The 19,402-nt window shown below is 37.1% G+C and carries 16 protein-coding genes and 2 pseudogenes; 13 read left to right on the top strand and 5 right to left on the bottom strand.

All coding sequences use genetic code 11. The features are described from left to right. Positions 1–364 precede the first annotated feature (364 nt). The 5 genes and pseudogenes from BMF77_RS04895 to BMF77_RS04875 all read left to right on the top strand — a co-directional run. On the top strand, positions 365–2,425 hold the full coding sequence (locus tag BMF77_RS04895; RefSeq protein WP_148761098.1) for a ribonuclease catalytic domain-containing protein: 2,061 nt from the start codon (positions 365–367) through the stop codon (positions 2,423–2,425). Positions 2,426–3,374: 949 nt separating this feature from the next. After that, positions 3,375–3,695: a hypothetical protein gene (locus BMF77_RS04890; protein WP_148761096.1), complete on the top strand. Its 321-nt coding sequence runs from the start codon at positions 3,375–3,377 to the stop codon at positions 3,693–3,695. A gap of 125 nt (positions 3,696–3,820) precedes the next feature. After that, positions 3,821–4,249 (top strand): hypothetical protein, encoded by a 429-nt coding sequence (locus BMF77_RS04885; RefSeq protein ID WP_148761094.1) that lies wholly within the window; start codon positions 3,821–3,823, stop codon positions 4,247–4,249. Positions 4,250–4,398: 149 nt separating this feature from the next. Further along, positions 4,399–4,899, top strand: a complete 501-nt coding sequence (locus BMF77_RS04880; RefSeq protein ID WP_148761092.1) for a hypothetical protein — start codon at positions 4,399–4,401, stop codon at positions 4,897–4,899. Between the two features lie 62 nt (positions 4,900–4,961). Beyond that, positions 4,962–5,174, top strand: a pseudogene (locus BMF77_RS04875) (hypothetical protein); the annotation flags it as partial. Positions 5,175–5,261: 87 nt separating this feature from the next. Here the strand turns inward: BMF77_RS04875 and BMF77_RS04870 are convergent. Next, on the bottom strand, positions 5,262–6,383 hold the full coding sequence (locus BMF77_RS04870) for a ferrochelatase (RefSeq protein WP_148761090.1): 1,122 nt from the start codon (positions 6,381–6,383) through the stop codon (positions 5,262–5,264). A 205-nt stretch (positions 6,384–6,588) separates the two neighbouring features. Here BMF77_RS04870 and BMF77_RS27675 point away from each other — a divergent pair, with 205 nt between their 5' ends. The 4 genes and pseudogenes from BMF77_RS27675 (at position 6,589) to BMF77_RS04855 (ending at position 9,410) form a co-directional block, all read left to right on the top strand. Then, positions 6,589–6,915, top strand: coding sequence for a biotin/lipoyl-binding protein (locus BMF77_RS27675; protein ID WP_246863068.1), 327 nt, complete (start codon positions 6,589–6,591; stop codon positions 6,913–6,915). 66 nt (positions 6,916–6,981) lie between these two features. Then, complete coding sequence (locus BMF77_RS27670; RefSeq protein ID WP_246863067.1) at positions 6,982–7,227, top strand: hypothetical protein; 246 nt, start codon at positions 6,982–6,984, stop codon at positions 7,225–7,227. A 213-nt stretch (positions 7,228–7,440) separates the two neighbouring features. Then, a pseudogene (locus BMF77_RS04860) lies at positions 7,441–8,475 on the top strand (ABC transporter ATP-binding protein); the annotation flags it as partial. 353 nt (positions 8,476–8,828) lie between these two features. Then, positions 8,829–9,410, top strand: a complete 582-nt coding sequence (locus BMF77_RS04855; protein WP_246863066.1) for an ABC transporter permease — start codon at positions 8,829–8,831, stop codon at positions 9,408–9,410. 38 nt (positions 9,411–9,448) lie between these two features. On the opposite strand, the gene BMF77_RS04850 is transcribed toward BMF77_RS04855, so the two are convergent. The 3 genes from BMF77_RS04850 to folB form a co-directional block, all read right to left on the bottom strand. Beyond that, the gene (locus tag BMF77_RS04850; protein WP_148761088.1) at positions 9,449–12,211 is read right to left on the bottom strand and encodes a KGGVGR-motif variant AAA ATPase; all 2,763 of its coding nucleotides are present in this window, start codon (positions 12,209–12,211) and stop codon (positions 9,449–9,451) included. Beyond that, a complete protein-coding gene (locus BMF77_RS04845) occupies positions 12,208–12,672 on the bottom strand; it encodes a hypothetical protein (protein ID WP_148761086.1) in 465 nt (154 codons plus the stop codon). The genes BMF77_RS04850 and BMF77_RS04845 overlap by 4 nt, the downstream gene beginning before the upstream one ends. A gap of 153 nt (positions 12,673–12,825) precedes the next feature. Further along, positions 12,826–13,191, bottom strand: a complete 366-nt coding sequence (gene folB / locus BMF77_RS04840) for a dihydroneopterin aldolase (protein ID WP_148761084.1) — start codon at positions 13,189–13,191, stop codon at positions 12,826–12,828. Between the two features lie 12 nt (positions 13,192–13,203). Between folB and menD the strand changes: the two genes are divergently transcribed. From menD to BMF77_RS04820, 4 genes are all read left to right on the top strand, one after another. Then, positions 13,204–14,913 carry a 2-succinyl-5-enolpyruvyl-6-hydroxy-3-cyclohexene-1-carboxylic-acid synthase gene (menD, locus tag BMF77_RS04835; protein WP_148761082.1) on the top strand — a complete coding sequence of 570 codons (1,710 nt, stop codon included), beginning with the start codon at positions 13,204–13,206 and terminating at the stop codon, positions 14,911–14,913. A gap of 160 nt (positions 14,914–15,073) precedes the next feature. Further along, positions 15,074–16,654, top strand: a complete 1,581-nt coding sequence (gene serA / locus BMF77_RS04830; RefSeq protein WP_148761080.1) for a phosphoglycerate dehydrogenase — start codon at positions 15,074–15,076, stop codon at positions 16,652–16,654. A 287-nt stretch (positions 16,655–16,941) separates the two neighbouring features. Next, positions 16,942–17,862: a 50S ribosomal protein L11 methyltransferase gene (gene prmA / locus BMF77_RS04825; protein WP_148761078.1), complete on the top strand. Its 921-nt coding sequence runs from the start codon at positions 16,942–16,944 to the stop codon at positions 17,860–17,862. A gap of 108 nt (positions 17,863–17,970) precedes the next feature. Beyond that, positions 17,971–19,026: an agmatinase family protein gene (locus tag BMF77_RS04820; protein ID WP_148761076.1), complete on the top strand. Its 1,056-nt coding sequence runs from the start codon at positions 17,971–17,973 to the stop codon at positions 19,024–19,026. Here the strand turns inward: BMF77_RS04820 and BMF77_RS04815 are convergent. Beyond that, a complete protein-coding gene (locus BMF77_RS04815) occupies positions 18,994–19,167 on the bottom strand; it encodes a hypothetical protein (protein ID WP_246863185.1) in 174 nt (57 codons plus the stop codon). The genes BMF77_RS04820 and BMF77_RS04815 overlap by 33 nt on opposite strands. Positions 19,168–19,402 lie beyond the last annotated feature (235 nt).

The following is a 19,402-nucleotide window of genomic DNA, read 5'->3' as shown; positions in this document are numbered from 1 at the left end:
TCTAAAATTTAATATTTAATGTTAGGAAATTGCTAAAAACATTTAATTAATTCATTCTCAAAAATGGTACGATATCGCTAAATTTGAGGATGGAATTCTAAACTGGAATAGCATTTCTCACAGCAAATTAAGTAGGTTAGCATTAAAAATCGTCGTTATGGCACTAGGCAAGAGGCAAGAGGCAAGAGTGAAGAGGGTTTGGGCGATTTTACTTTTCGTTACATATTACTCTTCGAGAAGCCGCTTCGCGTCTACGGTTTTTTTCCGTTCACCTACTTATTAAATAAAGGATTAAATACCCGTTATTTAATCCAGAATTTCCAGTCTAAAAATCTCAAAATATTAAAATTAAAGTGCGACAGTTGTGGATAAGGGGACGTTAGTTGAATTTAGGGTTAAAGGCGATCGCCGTCTTGGAGTGATAGATCGTCCAGACGGTAAAACTAGTTGGTTTGTAGTAGATGAACGTGGTCAATCCCATAACATCAAAAATAACCAATTTACCTACACGGTTAACGGACAAACCTATAAACCAGGGGAAATCGCTGAGTTTTTAAGTCAAGTTCAGCCTTATCTAGACCCATCAAGTCTGGAAATAGCTTGGGAACTACTGATTGAAGATGGAGAAACTGTCACTCCTAGCCAATTGGCAAATCTGCTATTTTCGGAATCCACACCTCCCCAGTGTTATGCAGCCCATTGTTTGTTATCAGAAGATAAACTCTATTTCAAACAAAAAGGAGACGCTTACGAACCCCGCAGCGCAGCGCAAATAGCAGAACGCAAGCACCAGATTCAAGTAGAATCACAAAAAGCCAAGGGACAGCAGGAATTTTTAGCCCGGATAGAACAGGCGCTCCAGGGACAAGTGGTAGAATGGCAAAGACTGGATCGCCAGCGTTTAGACGCATTAGAAAAATATGCGACTTTGCTGGCGGATGTGGTGATGCTGAAAGTGAACTATGATTCTTTGGCTCGTGCTTGTCCGCCTCCAGCCTCAGTATTAGAAACTATGAATATGCTGGGACGTTCTGCTACGCCCCAGGCGGCCTTTCAACTCTTGATAGATTTGGGTTTGTGGACTTCCCACGAAAACCTGTTCCTGCGCCGTTCATCAATTTCCGTTCAATTTCCTCATCAGGTATTAGAAGTGGCGCAAGAATGTTGGGATTTTCCTCCTACAGATTTAGATACGAACCGTCTCGATCTCACACATCTCAAGGTATATACCATTGATGATGAAAGCACTACAGAAATAGACGATGGTTTGAGTTGGGAGATATTACCAGATGGTAAGGAACGGTTATGGGTGCATATTGCTGACCCGACGCGGTTATTAATGCCAGATGATGAGTTGGATTTGGAAGCCAGAAAACGGGGTAGTACAGTGTATTTACCCACGGGGATGATTCCCATGTTCCCAGAGGTGTTGGCCACAGGTCCCATGAGTTTAATTCAGGGGAAAGTCTGTTGCGCCCTCAGCTTTGGGGTGATTTTAGATGCAGTTGGGGCTGTGGAAGATTACTGTATACACACTGGTTTAATTAAGCCTACCTACCGCCTCACCTATCAAGATGTGGATGAGATGCTGGAGTTGGGAGTTCAAGCAGAACCAGAAATTGAGGCGATCGCTAATTGGGCAAAAATCCGCAAAACTTGGCGTTATAGTCAAGGTGCTATCAGTATCAATATGCCCGAAGCGATGATCAAAGTCAAAGACGATGATATCAATATTGATGTTTTAGATGATTCTTCGTCTCGGCAATTAGTAGCAGAAATGATGATTCTTGCTGGAGAAGTGGCGGCGCGTTACGGACAAACTCATAATATCCCGCTGCCCTTTCGCGGTCAACCTCAACCAGAATTACCCCCAGAGGAAGAACTGCTCCTGCTTCCAGCCGGTTTCGTCCGTTCCTGTGCGATGCGTCGCTGTATGCCTAAAAGCGAAATGAGCATTACACCAGTGCGCCATGCTGGTTTGGGTTTAGATACCTACACTCAAGCTACTTCCCCCATTCGTCGTTATAGCGACTTACTCACCCACTTCCAATTAAAGGCACATTTACGCGGCGAAGGTTTACCCTTCTCTGCTGAACAACTCAAAGAAGTGATGATGACGGTCAGCAGCATCACTCAAGAAGCAACAATGGTGGAACGACAAACTAATAGATATTACGCTTTAGAATATTTACGTCGTCATCCTGAACAAGTTTGGCAGGTAACGGTATTAATGTGGTTACGAGAAGATAGCAATTTAGGACTAATTTTATTAGAAGATTTGGGTTTACAATTGCCTATGTCCTTCCGGCGTTCTGTCAGTTTGGGAGAAAATTTATTAGTGAAAGTTAGTTTGGCTGATCCCCAAAAAGATATGATTCACTTCCAGGAAATTATGTATCAGGAAGCCCAATCAGTTACGAATTAGATATAGGAGTGAAAATTAAATATGCCATATCTGTTATCTGTAACCCTTGTAGAGACGTTCCATGGGTAGGGATTCTCGGATCTACATTCCCAAAGGGCATCTTCATAAAAAATAGTATTAGCGGTTGCTATAAATGTTTCTGCATCTATCAAACAATAATTATCAGGAACTTCGGGAATGAATAAATTTACTTTATCTCTCATTTTTTTTAAATAGTCTATTTGTGTCTATAGGAACTGCTAACGCTCAATCATTAATAAATAGGGTTTGCTGAATAAGTTGTCTGTGAAGGCAGGGAACTCTTAACTGGGAACAGGGAACAGTTTTAGCTATATGGATATCCTCAATTTTCCAAATCCGACAAGGAAAAATGCACCTATTTTGAGACACCATCAGCCAAAACCTTGCACTTTTTTGTGGTAAAAATCCGCGAAACCCTTTGTTAATAAATGGTTTTAGGTTTATTCAGCAAGCCCTAAATAATCATCGTAATTCAGATATAGAAATAGAAAGAAAAACCGCTAATGTAGATGAAATCTTTTTAAACAAACTGGTTCTTCGGTTATTTTTATGGAAAACCTGGTTCAAAATCATTAAAAGCCCTATTGTGTAGGCATTTCATTGAAAATATGGAAATAATTGTTTATAACCCTTGTCCCGTAAGGGTTTTGTTATCATCAATCCTCAATCACCATAAAAGAGACGTAAGAGCTAACAAACTCTAAGCTTTTGTAACAAGTAGTTGACATACCTATCACAAATAGTTGACATACTGTTGTATATGCTGTAAAGTCAGTGTATAGCTCAGACAGAAATGAAAAATAGAGAACAAAAGACGGGCGGGGGTGCTTTTAGACTTTTATTCTCAAAATGGAATGAAATCTGAGTAAAAAGGTCAAACTTACATTGTTAAACTCATAGGATTAACCATGAATAAACTTATCTTGGCTTGACAACAGTATTTACAGAATCTGCCTTTGCTCAGTGTGTAAATTCCCATGTTGGTGTCCAATTAAATATTTCCCGACTTCCAGCGAAACAAGGTTCTAATATCGAAATGGAAAGTACAGGACCTTGTACGGGAAATGTTAATTCTTCTACTGCAACACAAGTGAATATTGGCGGTCAAGGACAAGCTGAACAACAACAAAATGTAAATCAGCAAATACGAGGTGGTAGAGGTAATCCTACAGGTGTTAATCGACCAACTATTAACAATAGTGTAGTTATACCTATAAATGTTAAAACACCTAAGAATTTTAATCGCTAGAAATTAGGAATTTTTCGTTTTTTGTGATTTTTATGTAAGGGTTTAGTTTTGCTAAACTCTTCCTAAAAAATTCAATGTTTAAAAAATAAATATTTTAATTACCCACACAATAGGACAAAGGAAAAATGAATATTAAGCAAATAGTTAACATGACATTTTGTGCCGCTATTTTAACTCTAAGTATGACTGTTTTCATGCCTAATTTAGTTTTTGCTAATTCTCATTATCTCAAGGATAGCAAACAAGAAACGACTATTAATTTAACTGAGGATGATCTCAAAGAAAACTTGCTTTTAAAAATTAATACTGCCAATAATTTCTCTGGAAATATTAAACTAAATGGCAAGAATATTAAAAAAATAGAAGGTAATAGTACAGAAATTTCTCTTTTGAAGCTTTTAAAAAAAGGTAAAAATATTATAGAAATTAATGGTGTTGACAAGTCTATTGGATCTACTTTGCGAGTAGAATTGATAGGAGCAAACACACAGATTTCTCAAGAAAGTGGAGGGAGTGGTGATATCCAGCATATTTTAATTATTTATGTACCTTAAAACAACAAATTTTTGGATAATGAAAATAAAGAATTGATCATGATTCTCAATTAGAATAATCCATGGTTACATAGTTAGAATTTTTGAAGGGTAATACTTGATCGATTAAACTGGAATTTTGTCTTCAATATCAGGGGTAAAAACAAATTATGTTCACAAAAAAAATCTTTTTCTTTACTACTAGCATTAGTTATCTGCTAATATCGGAATTACTGGTAAATGAACCTGCTTTCTCTCAATCTGCTCCCCAAAGCACTAATAGCAATTCTCAAGTAACAGGGGATTACAATAATGTTTTTCAGACTCCTAATCAAAATAGCAATCTTAATGTATTTAACTTTCCCAATATATATCCGCTGAATCATTCTATTGATACTCCTGTGAATACAGAAAATGATTTTGGGTTTAATGTTTCTGCGGGTGTAAATACTCTTGATTCTAATAATGTAACAGTGTATCTAGGATTGATTTTTCAGCCCGGTAGAACTGATTCACATAAAATCAGAATGCAAAAGATTGTTAGGGAAACAGAGTTATTAGAAACACAAAAAAAGATTGCTGAAGGACAACTTCAATTAGTGCAAAAACAAATTTCCGAAGCAGAATTGAAATTACAACAGTTGTCACCTGCAAATAATCAAAATGAGTAAAGATATAATACAGAAATAGGGAAATTTACCTTGGTGGGGTGGGAAATGGTATTACCCATTGGTTAGATTATCCGATTCATGATTTAGTCTTGTTGGTGCAGACTGCGGTGTTACGGGATTTATTGGCAAGCGATCGCTTAACACGGATTAAGGATCTAGAATTAAATAATCAATTAAGACGGGTAAATTCTGAAGATGAATATACTCAAGCTTTCTTATTAGAAACACGCGATCGCATTGAGAAAACCTTAAATGCACCACTAGTAGGGAATTAATTTTTTTACTCTGCGTCCTCTGCGCCTCTGCGGTTAGATAAATTCCAGAGTTAATGGGCGCAGTTCCTGCGCCCTTACAGATTCTTTTTAATGATGGTGATGGTGGTGAGTAATAGCTGATTGTGAATTAACAGCCATTCCTTCGGTTTCCATCAACTCAGCAATATGTGCATTTGCCCATTCAGCAACCATAGCTAAAAATTGTGGATCATCATTAACACAAGCCATTTGTAAATAATCTACATTTGGATGTTGCTTTTCTAAATCATGAATAATGTGATGCACATCTAATAAAGTTTCATGATTTTCTGTGGCAAAACCAATAGGCATAAATACCAACGCCTTTGCACCCAATTGAATCAAATTTTGGGCAGCTACTGTAGCATTTGGTTGTGTCCATTCAATTAATGGAGTATCGTGGTTCAACCAACCCACAGAAATTAACGGATAATTGTTAATTAACTTGTTTCTAACTAACTCATACATGGCTTGACTTTCATCAATTCCCGATGTAAAACCTTTAGCTTTGTGGGGACAACCATGATTCATCAAGATAATCCCAATTTGCGACGGTAGATAACCTGTAGCCAAATCAGTATGAATTTTTTCTTCTACCAAATGCGCCATTAAATCAATATATTTTGGCTCATTGTAGAAAGAAGGAATATATCTTTGGGCTTTGATCCAATGTTCATCACCATCGGCTAATTCTACCAGAGCATTATTTACTTGTTCAATCGCAATACCACTGGTAAAAATGGAATCAACAACCAATAATGGATAAATCAGCAGTTTGCTAAAGCCTTGATCTTTAATTTCGGCTAAAACTTGATTTGGTAAAAAAGGAGCGCAAAAGTTAAAAGCTTTGAAAACTTGAACACCATTACCCCATTTATGTTGTAACTCGTGTTCAATCCCGGCTCTTTGTCTTTCAAAAATGGCATTATGTGGGGAGATAAAATCATGATGTGTGTGTCCCCATTCATGACGATCAAATAATGCCAGAAGTTTGGCTAAAGGGGGATAAATCCAAGTAGGAACAGGAGCGAATTTAGCAGTTAGTAAATTTAAAGCTTGTTCGTTATAGTTAGCAAAATCTTCGTAGCTTTCGACTTCGCCATAGCCCATCAGTAACACGGCTACACGGTCTTTACTGGGTATATGCTCGTGGCTATGGGTAGCGTGCAGTTTTTCCGGGGTTGCAACCACAATGAGTTCCTCAAGATAACTAGAACAGGGAGACAAGCCTAGACAATTACTAGATGATCTCTCTCAATTTGTAGCATAATATCCTATCCGGGGGGATAGGATAAAATAAATTTAAATCTTTTAAAGAATTACGTTCTTTGTTCCTCAACGGTCAATTAAATTTTAAACCTAAACCACCCGGATATTTAACAGGTTCTAAACTACTATGTCTCAAACTGCGCCAATATCTCCAGACAATTTTACTAATGTTCCTATCCCACCATCTAAGCAGCAGAAGGGTAAAAAACCAATTCCTTTGTTATTGGGGTTGTTAGTTGTGGGAGGTGGTATTAGTTATGCAGTGTGGCGAACTCAACCACAAAAAGCAGTAGATACACTGAAACTAAGTGGCAGAATTGAAGGTTATGAAACCGAAATTGGGATTAAGCGTTCGGGAAGAATTGAGTCAATTGCTTTCCGAGAAGGGGCTTATGTTAAAAAGGGACAAGAATTAATTAAATTAGATGACAGTAATGATCAATTATTACAATAACAATTAAGAGGAACTGAGGCTAGGATAACATCTGCACAATCTGATGAACAACAGGCAATTGCAGATGTGGATAGGGTGCAAAGTGAAATTGAACAAATTAATAGTCAAATTAGGGAAGCAAAACTCAATTTACAGCAGTCGGAAGGGGATACCCAAGGACGAATTCAACAGGCAAAATCTAACGTAGCCGCGGCTAAGGCTCAATTATTACAAACACAAGCCCAAGTTAAGCAAACAGAGGCAGAAGTAAAATTAGCGAGAATTAACCGCCGGCAGACGCGGAAATTAAGTTACAAGGTAAAAGTTAAGTAAGTCGGCCCAATAAAATCGATATATGTTTAGTTTTGTAAAAACCGTGAAACACCCTATTTATAAGGTATTCGTTAATTTATATTTCGTTACATAGATTGATTTTTTAACGCCGACCTACTTAGGTTTTAAGAAAAACGAACCACAGAGACACAGAGGTCACAGAGAAATGAGTGTTTAAAATAATTTATGTGTAGGTCATAGGGAAAGTTAATAATGACTAATTACCAATTATCAATTACCAATCACCAATTACCAATTACCAATTCGCAAACAGAGGCTATTAAGGTTAATAATTTACATAAACATTATGGCAAGTTAGCCGCAGTTAAGGGAATTAATTTTACTGTGAATAAGGGCGAAATGTTTGGTTTAATTGGTCCTGACGGTGCGGGGAAAACTACCACTTTTCATATTTTAGGTGGTGTGATGGAAGCGACTGCTGGGGATGTTTTGGTATTTGGTCAACCTGCAAGAGATGCGCGGTTAATGACGGGATATTTAACACAACAATTTTCTCTATATTTGGATTTGAGTATTGATGAAAATTTGCGTTATGCGGGAGGTTTGCGACAGGTTGATGATGATTTGTTATGGGAACGCCGTCATAAATATCTCACATTAATGAGTTTAGAACGATTTGGCTCACGGTTGGCGGGTGAATTATCAGGAGGAATGAAACAAAAGCTGGCTTTATGTTGTGCTTTGGTTTCCCAACCGGAAGTTTTATTATTAGATGAACCAACTACGGGAGTTGATCCAGTTTCTCGGCGAGAATTTTGGGATGTGTTAGCGGAATTATCAGCAGAAGGAATGACAATTGTGGTAGCCACACCCTATCTAGATGAGGCTGAACGCTGTCATCTTGTGGCGTTGATGTATAGTGGTCAAATTCATGAAATTGGCACTCCAGCGGCTTTACGCAACCATTTAGGCTTACATCGTTTGGAAGTAAAAACCGCCAATTTGGAAATCAGCGAGAAAATTCTCTTGCAGAATTTACATACAAATATAGTTGATGTGCAAACTTTTGGCGATAGCGAAGCGCTCCGTAGGAATCGCTTGGATGTTTTAGTTGAAGATATAACTATAGGTGAAACCCAAGTAAATGAATTACTAAAACAATATCATCCCAATATTGAACATGGTGAACCCACTTTAGAAAATGTCTTTGTTACTCGTCTCCGACAACAAGGTTCTGCACCACCATTTTTACAATTTCCTCGTTCTCGTGGCGGAAATAAAAGTCAAGAAATAAATGAGAATATTCATAGAGAAAAAAATTCTTCCCTATTACCCATTACCAATTACCAATTAAGTAGGTCGGCGTTAAAAAATCAATCTATGTAACGAAATATAAATTAACGAATACCTTATAAATAGGGTGTTTCACGGTTTTTACAAAACTAAACATATATCGATTTTATTGGGCCGACTTACTTACCATCTTCACAAATTGCTATTTATGCGAATAATCTCAATCGGGTCTTTGGTAAATTTCAAGCTGTTAAAAGGGACTTTTACCAGCTACCAAAAGAATTACAGCTAGAATCCGTTTATGGTTTAACCCTGGTAGATTAGAATCCCTATATATTGTTCCAGGAGTGTATGGTGTAATTTTATGGATTTTTCCATCTTTACTAACAGCAATTGCTATGGTACGAGAAAAAGAAAAAGGGACGATTTTACAAGTTTATGCTTCTAGTATTAGTGCCACAGAATTGTTATTAGGTAAAGGTATGGCTTATCTATTAATTGCCATAACTGAAGCATTAATTGTCATAGGATTAGGGACAATTATTTTTCAAGTCGGCTTGGTTAATAATCCGATTACTTTATTATTAGGAACTTTAATATTTTTAATAGATAGCGTTATGTTTGGGTTACTAGTTGGAGTCCGTAGCAATAACCAAAATTCCGCTGTGCAAATTATTTCTCTGGTGGGGTTTATTACTTCTTTATTATTATCTGGTTTTATTTATCCTCTCAATAATATTCCTTTTCCTCTTTCACTTGTAACTAACGTAGTTCCTGCCCGTTATTATATTAATATTACTCGTGATGCTTTTTTGCGGGGTACAGGTTGGTCAGGAGTTTGGTTTGATTTCCTCATGCTGACAATTTTAGGTTTGGTATTTTTTAATGTCTCACGACGAATTTTAAGCAAAATGCAAATTAGTGATTAGTTTAGTTGTCAGTTGTCCGTTGTTATTTATTCGACTATTCACTGAAGATTTGCGAAAATCCCTTTCCCTAGTACCCGACGCTTCAACGCTACTATTCTAGGTCGCGCACCTTGACCTGAAAAACCTAACCCTTCGCGGAAAATTTCAGGAATATAAAATCGCTTTATTTCCTCTTTTTGTTTATCTTCATAAATTACTCCCATTTCTTCTAATAATGTTACTGTTTTTTGATCCATGTCAAAATCTTCTACAGCAAAAGGAATTATCAGTTGAGTCGCAGGATATTTAGGAAGTGTATCTTCTACCCATGTTTTGAAAGCTAGATATTCTTCTCTAGCTTCTCTCACTTTTTCTTCACTACATGGTTTCAGAGCGCGACGAATTGCTGGAGGAGGTAAAAGTCGGCTTGTAGACCATTTTTCAAATTGTACTTCTTTAGCTCTATTTACTGTAATATCTGCTGCATTATACAAAAAACGGACAATATCTCTGGCTTGAAGTCTACCATTAAAATCTGTTAAAGCTGCAAATACCCAAGAGGCTGTGTAGGCTTCTTTAGACTTATCTGTACCTAATGCTTTACCCCATAACTTTTCTAGTTCATCTATGAGATTCTCTTTACTTAGGCTGTAAATACTATCTTTTTTTGCACCTATCACATTAGATTCACTACAAATCCAATAAACTAATCTCAAAAAAGAATCTGGATTCCAAGATAAATCATAAGCACGGTAAAGATTCTCAAATTGACTCAAATTTTGAGTAATTGTATACCTCAGAAAATCACGACGCAAGAAAATTATGATACCAAGATTAGATTGCCTAATTTCTGACAATTTCTTTGGCAAATCATCAATTAAAGCTTTTAAGGCAGTCTGCTGTTGATTACTAGAGGCAATTTTGGAAAAAATATCTTCTAAACCGTCAAACAAAAAGATAATCTTTAATCCTTTATTTTTTAAATCTTGATTTATAGTGCTAAGAGTATTAGGACTATTTACATTTGGATTAATACCTATAGCTCTGGCAATTTCACCAACCCAAAATTCTGTCCATTTTGGTTCATTCCAATTTTGACCTTCAAGTGCCTTTTTAATCCTATCTGCATACTCTGAATGCACAAACTCAGGAACATTATCACCTAAAGCTGATCTAACCTTATTTCTGGATTCGCTGATAACAGTTTTTGCATTATCCTTAACATTACTGGATTCAAGTAAGGGAAATATATATGTTTTTGTTTCAGTTTCTTTGGGTACATTATCAATATAATTCAGAAAATTTTCCCAATATTTAAACCGTGATAACTGTATATAATTAAAAGTTTTTCCAGCACCTTTAGCTCCAATTGATACTATATGAGGTAATTTATTTCTAAAATTAGTAGCTAAGTTCAACAAAGGTTCTGTTATCAGTAAATCTTCTCCTTGTCCTTGTTCAGCGTACTCATATTGCTTACATAAATCCCTAAGTCTTTTCACCTCTTCACATTTATGTGTTTCTGAGCTTGATTCCTGATTTTCGATATTTGGTAACAGTTCTTTAGCCCAATTTCTAGCAATTTTCATGACTGAAGTTGCATTTAATTTTGAGCGTGCATCTTCCCAGTTATTTACATAAAGTAATTCCTCTGCAAAATAAGCTTCTTTTATTTCCAATCTTGGCTCATCTAACTTATCTTCTTGTGATTGTACATAAGCAGATATTAATTCTGCCAAGGCATTATCAAATGCTGGTAATTTTTTAAATTCTTCTTTTAACATACTAATAATTATTGATGGATCATAGTATGTTTTATATTTAACTTGTGCTTCTGATGGAGCTAGTTTACCAATTTGTTTTAAAACAAGACTTGTACCTTTAATAGATTGATCATTAATAGTTGTAACTAGAAACCGCTGAATTCTTGGATCAAAAATTATTGGACTAGATATTTCACTCAATCCGGCTCTCAAATCAATAAAAACATAATCTGCATCAACAACTTGACCTAAACTATAGATAGCATTGCCATATTCCCAAGTTCCATCTGGACTTCTAACCAAATTTTCAGGTAAAATAGGAGTATCTAGTAGTTGTTCATCATTAAGACAGGCAGGTAAGAAATAAATCGTTAATTCTCCCTCATGTTTAGCTGATTTTTTAACTTCACGGGCAAATAATGAAAGTGCTTCTTTTCTTTCAATAGGAGAATAGTGATAAACTTCTAAAAAATCAATAAAAGAAACGGATGGTTGTTGTTTTTCTGAAGCATTCCAATAAGTAAGACCTGGTGCTTCCAAATCAGCATCAATCACCAAGATAGTTATAGATTCATTTAACTCTTTAGCTCTATCTAGTAAAGCAAAAAGATGGGCTGCTAAATTTAATGTTCTACCTACACCACCTTTAAAAGAATAAAAAGCTATTAAATTAGGTTTTTCCGGATATGGTTTTGGAAGTTTAACTATTTTTTTGATTGCAGTTTCTGTTTCTGACTCACTTTCTAAATAAGCAATTTCTTCCCAAAAAGGACGAACATCAATATCAGTTATGTAAGTTTCCTCTTCAGAGATAAATTCTACTGAAAATGTAGCATTACCAAGGTCAAACTGAATAACAGACTCTTCTTCCTGATACCAATCTTTGAACCATTCTTTCAGTGCAATGACAGCATTTTCTCTATTCCGAAAATATATTTCTAAAGCATCTGAGTAACAGTAAATTTTCACTATGCCATCTGGTAGATTAGTTCCATAATTAGTTTTTGTGCGAATAGTTCTTCTAATATCAAGCCATGTCAGTAATTTGGGTTTATTCATAATCTTTCAAGTTCTCCTGCAATCCATTTTGATATTTCTAGTAGTTTATTTTCTATATCTTCATCATTAGCTTTAATTTTTCCATCTTTATTAACTATAGCAATAACTTTTCCTCCATAACGCCACAGTTCGTTAATTTGACCAGGATTTAATTTCCTCTCCTCTTTATTATTTCGTGTATCAAATATTTCCTGAATAAATATTTCGGGGGGTAAGCGCAGAGATCCTCCTGCACCTAAAAGACTTAATAATTTATTTATATTATGTCCACATTCCTTAATATCTTTACATAAATTAGTACGTCTTGTTTCCTGTCTTGCCATCAAAACCGCTTTCAAACCACATTCAACAGCATAAAACAAAAGTAAACGATGGGCATTAGTACGAGGACTTATCTGAGAAGCAGATAGATTTCCACCCCAAGCTTTCTTCATTTCTTTGTCTGTAAAAGGTATTGCCATTCCCGTTAACTAAGATTTTACTCAGTTATTTTACGTCAAAATCGCGCCACCCATTAACTGGTTATACCGATACTTCAACTCATCCTAAATTAATGTCAAACACTCCCTAATTGATACAGTTGTAATAAACCAAATCTTTCTGCGTGACTCCTGCTACTGGAGTTTACTTCTAGTCAATTCAATACTGATTTTGCCGCTAAAATCAGGAATAGGTGCAGCGGTTTTACTGAGAATAACTTGTACTTGACTAATACCATCGCTATCCTCTAGAATACCATCAGCTATAGCCCCAGCTAGTCTTTCCACCAAGGCAAACTTTGAGGTTTTCAGCAATTTTTGCACTAAACCAATTACGCGCCGATAATCTATAGTATCTTCAATATTATCTGTTTTAGCGGGTTGGGAAAGATCCAACCATAATTTAACATCTACCTCAAACCATTGTCCTAATGCCTGTTCTTCTGGTAAAAATCCAGTATAGCCATAGCCGCGAATTCCTGTTAAATGAATACAGTCCATAATCTCTAATCAATGCAACTTACTTTTAATAATCTTAATCTTCTTTGGTGTTATGTATTAACAGAAACCCTCAAACGTTTGGGTTTAAAATGCGCTGTTATCTGTCCTGGTTCTCGTTCTACAGCATTAACTGTGGCTTTTGTCCAACAAATACCGCATATTGAAGCAATTCCGATTTTAGATGAACGTTCGGCGGCTTTTTTTGCCTTGGGACAAGCAAAAGCAACGGGGAAACCTGTAGTATTAGTTTGCACTTCGGGAACTGCGGGAGCAAATTTTTATCCAGCGGTAATTGAAGCTAGAGAAAGTCGCGTCCCTTTGTTAATATTAACCACTGACAGACCGGCAGAATTACGAGATTGTCATTCAGGACAAACTATTGACCAAGTAAAATTATACGGTAATTATCCCAATTGGCAAACGGAATTAGCTACACCTTCGGTGGATATGGGAATGTTAGGTTATCTCAGACAAACGGTTATTCACGCTTGGGAACGGTGTCAATTTCCTAATTCCGGCGCAGTACATTTAAATATACCTTTTCGTGATCCCCTCGCGCCCATTCCCGATGGTACAGATTTTACCTTAGATACAGAAGATTTCTTTTCTAGTTTGATTTCCACCCCATTACCAATTACCAATTACCAATTACCAATTACCAATTACCAAAAAGGGATCATTATTGCTGGTGTAGCCCAACCACAAGCCCCGGAAGAGTATTGTAGAGCGATCGCTAACCTAAGTCAATCTCTCCAATGGCCTGTTTTAGCTGAAGGACTTTCCCCTGTCAGAAATTACACAGACTTAAATCCCTATTTAATTTCTACCTATGACATCATTCTTAGAAATCAACAACTTGCCAAAGAATTATCCCCAGAAATCGTAATTCAAATTGGAGAAATGCCCACAAGTAAAGAATTACGCAATTGGTTAATTACTACTAATCCTCAACGTTTGATAATTGATAATTGTGATCAAAATTTAGATCCTTTACATGGAGAAACCACACATTTAAGAATATCAGTAACAGAAATTGGTAAATTGGAAATTGAGGAATTAGCAAAAAGTGAGTATTTACAAAAATGGTGTATATCAGAAAAGCAAGTTAGAAAAAATATTGATGATTATTTTGAAAATGTAGATGAATTAATCGAAAGTAAAACCGCTTGGTTAATTTCCCAAAACCTACCACCAGAAACACCCCTATTCATTGCAAATAGTATGCCAGTGCGAGATGTAGAATTTTTCTGGAAACCCAATAATTTAAGAATTAAACCTTATTTTAATCGGGGTGCAAATGGTATTGATGGTACTTTATCCACTGCTTTAGGAATAGCACATCATCAGCAAACTAGTGTAATGCTAACAGGAGATTTATCTTTATTGCATGATACCAATGGTTTTTTAATTAAAAATAAATTTATTGGACATCTAACGATTATCTTGATTAATAACAATGGTGGGGGAATTTTTGAAATGTTACCCATTGCCAAATTTAATCCACCTTTTGAAGAATTTTTTGCCACTCCTCAAAATATTGATTTTGCTCAATTATGTGCTACTTATAATGTGCAATATCAGTTAATTAATTCTTGGGAAGAACTAAAAGATAGCTTAAAGCAATTACCAAAAATAGGAATTAGGGTTTTAGAAGTCAAAACAAATAGGAAAAGAGATGTGATGTGGAGAAAAGAAAATTTAGTAAAATTTAGTAATTGGTAATTGGTAAAGAGAAATTATTATTACTCCCCTTGCCTCTTGCCTCTTGCCTCTTGCCTCTTGCCTCTTGCCTGATTTCCATAATTTTTGCCCAAGTGCCACAGATAAAGATTAAACTAAAAAATCTTGTACAGCAAAACCTGTCAACCAAAATCAAGTTATTATGTCTAAGGTTCTTGTCTCAGATCCAATTGATCAAGTTGGTATTGATATTCTTTCCCAAGTTGCCACCGTTGATGTCAAAACCAACCTCAAACCAGATGAACTTAAATCCATCATTGGTGAGTATGACGCGCTGATGATCCGTTCTGGAACTCGCGTTACTCAAGAAATTATAGAAGCTGGCACCAAATTAAAAATTATTGGCCGTGCCGGTGTAGGTGTGGATAACGTTGATGTTCCCGCAGCGACTCGCAAAGGGATTGTCGTCGTCAATTCCCCAGAAGGTAATACCATTGCCGCCGCAGAACACGCTTTAGCTATGATGTTATCCTTGTCTCGTCACATTCCTGATGCTAATGCTTCAGTAAAACGTGGTGAGTGGGATCGGAAATCATTTGTTGGTTCGGAAGTATACAAAAAAACCCTCGGCGTTGTCGGGTTAGGAAAAATTGGTTCTCATGTTGCCAGTGTAGCTAAAGCAATGGGCATGAAACTCCTAGCTTATGATCCATTTATCTCCAGCGAAAGAGCGGAACAATTGGGTTGTCAATTGGTGGAATTAAATGTGTTATTCCAGCAAGCCGACTATATCACCTTGCACATTCCCAAAACTAAGGAAACTGCCAACATCATCAACGCTAAAACCTTGGCGTTAATGAAACCCACTACCAGAATTATTAACTGCGCTCGTGGTGGCATTATTGATGAAGCGGCTTTAGCAGTGGCAATCAGAGATGGTGTAATTGCTGGCGCTGCGTTAGATGTGTTCGATTCCGAACCATTAGGAGAATCGGAATTGCTACGTTTGGGTAAAGAGGTTATTCTTACACCTCACCTCGGTGCTTCCACTGCTGAAGCTCAAGTCAACGTCGCCATAGACGTGGCTGAACAAATTCGGGATGTGTTATTAGGACTACCTGCCCGTTCCGCCGTGAATATTCCTGGACTAGGACCTGATATTCTCGAAGAACTCAAGCCTTATATGGAACTAGCGGAAACCTTGGGGAACTTAGTTGGTCAACTCACCGGCGGCAGAGTTGAGACACTTAATGTTACACTGCAAGGAGAACTGGCAACTAATAAAAGTCAACCTTTAGTTATCGCTGCCCTGAAAGGACTACTTTACCAAGCCCTACGGGAACGGGTCAATTATGTCAACGCTACCATAGAAGCCAAGGAACGGGGGATTCGAGTCATTGAAACCAGGGATGCTTCCGCAAGGGATTATGCCGGTTCATTGCATCTCCAAGCTACAGGGACTTTAGGTACACATTCTGTCACAGGTGCTTTATTAGGTGATAAGGAAATTCACTTAACAGACGTTGACGGTTTCCCCATTAACGTTCCCCCTAGTAAATATATGCTGTTTACCCGCCACCGGGATATGCCAGGTATTATTGGTAAACTCGGTTCTCTCCTCGGCAGCTTTAATGTCAATATTGCTAGTATGCAGGTAGGTCGGAAAATTGTGCGTGGTGATGCTGTTATGGCTCTCAGTATTGATGATCCTTTACCCGATGGCATTTTAGAGGAAATTAAAAAAGTAGATGGTATTCGGGACGCATATACAGTCGCACTTTAACTGTGATTTTTGGGATTTATTTGCTGCAGATGATTCAGTAATCAATACTTGTCGGTTAAGCTCAAAACAATGAAATTATGTAGGTTGGGTTGTTCGCGTAAGCGTTGCGGAGCAATGGAACGAAACCCAACATTTGCAACGGTTTGTTGGGTTTGGTCTTTGTACCGCAACGGGCAAGCAAGCTACAACCCAACCTACGAAAATCCTTAACCGAACAGTATTGATTCAGTAATTTGATAATCATAGCAATCAAAGTTTGTTTTTACGAATCTAAAATCTAAAATTCTATGGTAAACACTTGGTGGGAATTGAATATTTTATCTGAACCAGATTTAGAAGATACTATATTTTGGCGGTTAGAAAAATTTGGCTGTCGTGGTACATCAGTAGAAATTAAGGGTAATATCGCCATCATTAAGGCTTATTTGCCCAGCTTTAAAACCCAATTACTAGATTTGGCTGCCTTATCACTATGGCTGCGCCAAGATGCACTATGTGTAGGACTCCTTTCACCCATGGTGCATTGGGGCTTAATTGACGAAGAGGACTGGTCTAGTAGCTGGAAACAACACTGGCAACCGGAAGAAATAGGCGATCGCTTTCTGATTAACCCCGCTTGGCTACCTTTACCCGAATCCTTGGACAGGTTGGTAATTCGCTTAGATCCTGGTGTGGCGTTTGGTACAGGTAATCATGCCACGACCCAATTATGCTTAGAATCTCTAGAAATGCGCTTTAGCGAAGTTCCTCAATCCTTTGTGGATACGGAAGAAAAAAAAGAACCGTTAATCATTGCCGATATTGGCTGTGGTTCGGGTATTCTAGGCGTTGGGGCAATCTTACTAGGTGCTGGTAAAGTCTATGCCGTTGATAATGATCCCGTAGCGGTGAGATCCACTTTCAGTAATCGCGCTCTTAATGATATCCGTCCAGACTATTTAATCCCCATTGAGGGGAGTGTAGACATGGTACGGAAAATAATTGATCAGCCAGTAGATGGTATTGTCTGTAATATTTTAGCTGATGTAATTATTGAATTACTCCCAGAAATGACCACAATTACCAAACCCAGCACTTGGGGTATATTTAGTGGAATTCTCCTAGAACAATCCCAGGGTGTTGCTGATGCTTTAGAACAAAATGGTTGGGTTGTTGCTACTCTCTGGAAAAAAAAAGAATGGTGTTGTTTAAATGCCCGTCGTTCTTAATCAAATTCACAAAAAAGTTTATATAGCAGAGAATAGAGAACAGAATTATCACCAAGAAAGATCTATACTCATAAATTTGGAACTTCAATTTATCAAATCATCTTATCCATGAATAACTCACTACAAGAATACAATCCCAACAGTGTAGCCGAAAAAAATGGTAACTTCCTCGGATTACCTGATGATTACGATTCAGCCAATTTAATTATCTTCCCCATACCTTGGGAAGTCACCGTTTCATATCGTGCGGGAACTGCGAACGGACCACAGCGAATTTTAGATGCCTCACTGCAAATAGATTTATTTGATTTTGATCATCCCGACGGTTGGAAACAGGGAATATTTATGGTAGAAATTCCCCAGGAAATGATCGAAAAAAATAACTATTATCGTCAACAAGCAGCCAGAATTATTGAACGTCAAGCCCAAGGTAAATCCCTAACAGATTCACCAGATTTAACCTCTGTTATAGAAGCAATTAACCAAGCTGGGGAACAGGTAAATCATTGGTTATTGACCCAATCACAAGCAGCAATGAATCAAGGTAAACGAGTTGCTGTCATTGGTGGTGATCACAGTTCACCATTAGGCTACTTTCAAGCCTTAGCTAATCAATATGATGACTGGGGAATTTTACATATTGATGCCCATGCAGACTTACGGAATGCCTATGAGGAATTTGAATTTTCTCATGCGTCTATTATGTTTAATGCCATGAAAATACCGCAAATTTCTAAATTAGTCCAAGTAGGTGTACGAGATATTTGTCATGATGAAGTGCAAATCATTAATCAATCAAATGATCGCATTATTGGTTATTATGATTCAGCAATTAAACAACAACTATATGCTGGTAAAAATTGGTTGGATTTATGTCGAGAAATTATCAACCATTTACCAGAAAAAGTTTATATTAGCTTCGACATTGATGGTTTAGATCCTAAACTTTGCCCCAATACAGGTACTCCTGTTCCTGGAGGACTGGAATTAGAACAAGTTTATTGTTTGTTCCGCGAACTGGTAAATAGTGGTAGAGAAATTATTGGTTTTGATGTCTGCGAAGTTGGTGATGCTGAATGGGATGGTAATGTCGGTGCGCGAATAGTTTACAAGTTAGCAAATTTATTAGATTTATCTCAGAAAGAGGGAACAGGTAATAGGTAATAGGAGTAATAATAACTTTCCTGTTCCAACTGACCACTGTACGGGCGAAGCATTTGGAGAACTATTTTTGGCAATGATCGATAATTTATCTTCCAAATGCTTCGCCCCTACTAACCACTGACAACTGTACGGGCGAAGCATTTGGAGAACTATTTTTGGCAATGACCGATAATTTATCTTCCAAATGCTTCGCCCCTACTGACCACTGATTTCCTATCAGGTTTTATGAAATTTGCATACATACTATGGGAAGATGTTGAAAATAGATCATATAGGTTAAATTGATTCGGGATGTTGTTATGCACTGGATTTAAGTCAAGGTTTGGTTGTCAACCAAACCTTTTTTATTGCTCATTTTCTCCCTGTTCGTGATTTC

Origin of the sequence: Dolichospermum sp. UHCC 0315A (assembly GCF_008121535.1) — a bacterium.
Classification (GTDB): Bacteria; Cyanobacteriota; Cyanobacteriia; order Cyanobacteriales; family Nostocaceae; genus Dolichospermum; species Dolichospermum lemmermannii.
The sequence above is the reverse complement of the archived record's forward strand: the minus strand, read 5'-3'. Positions and strand labels throughout refer to the sequence as shown.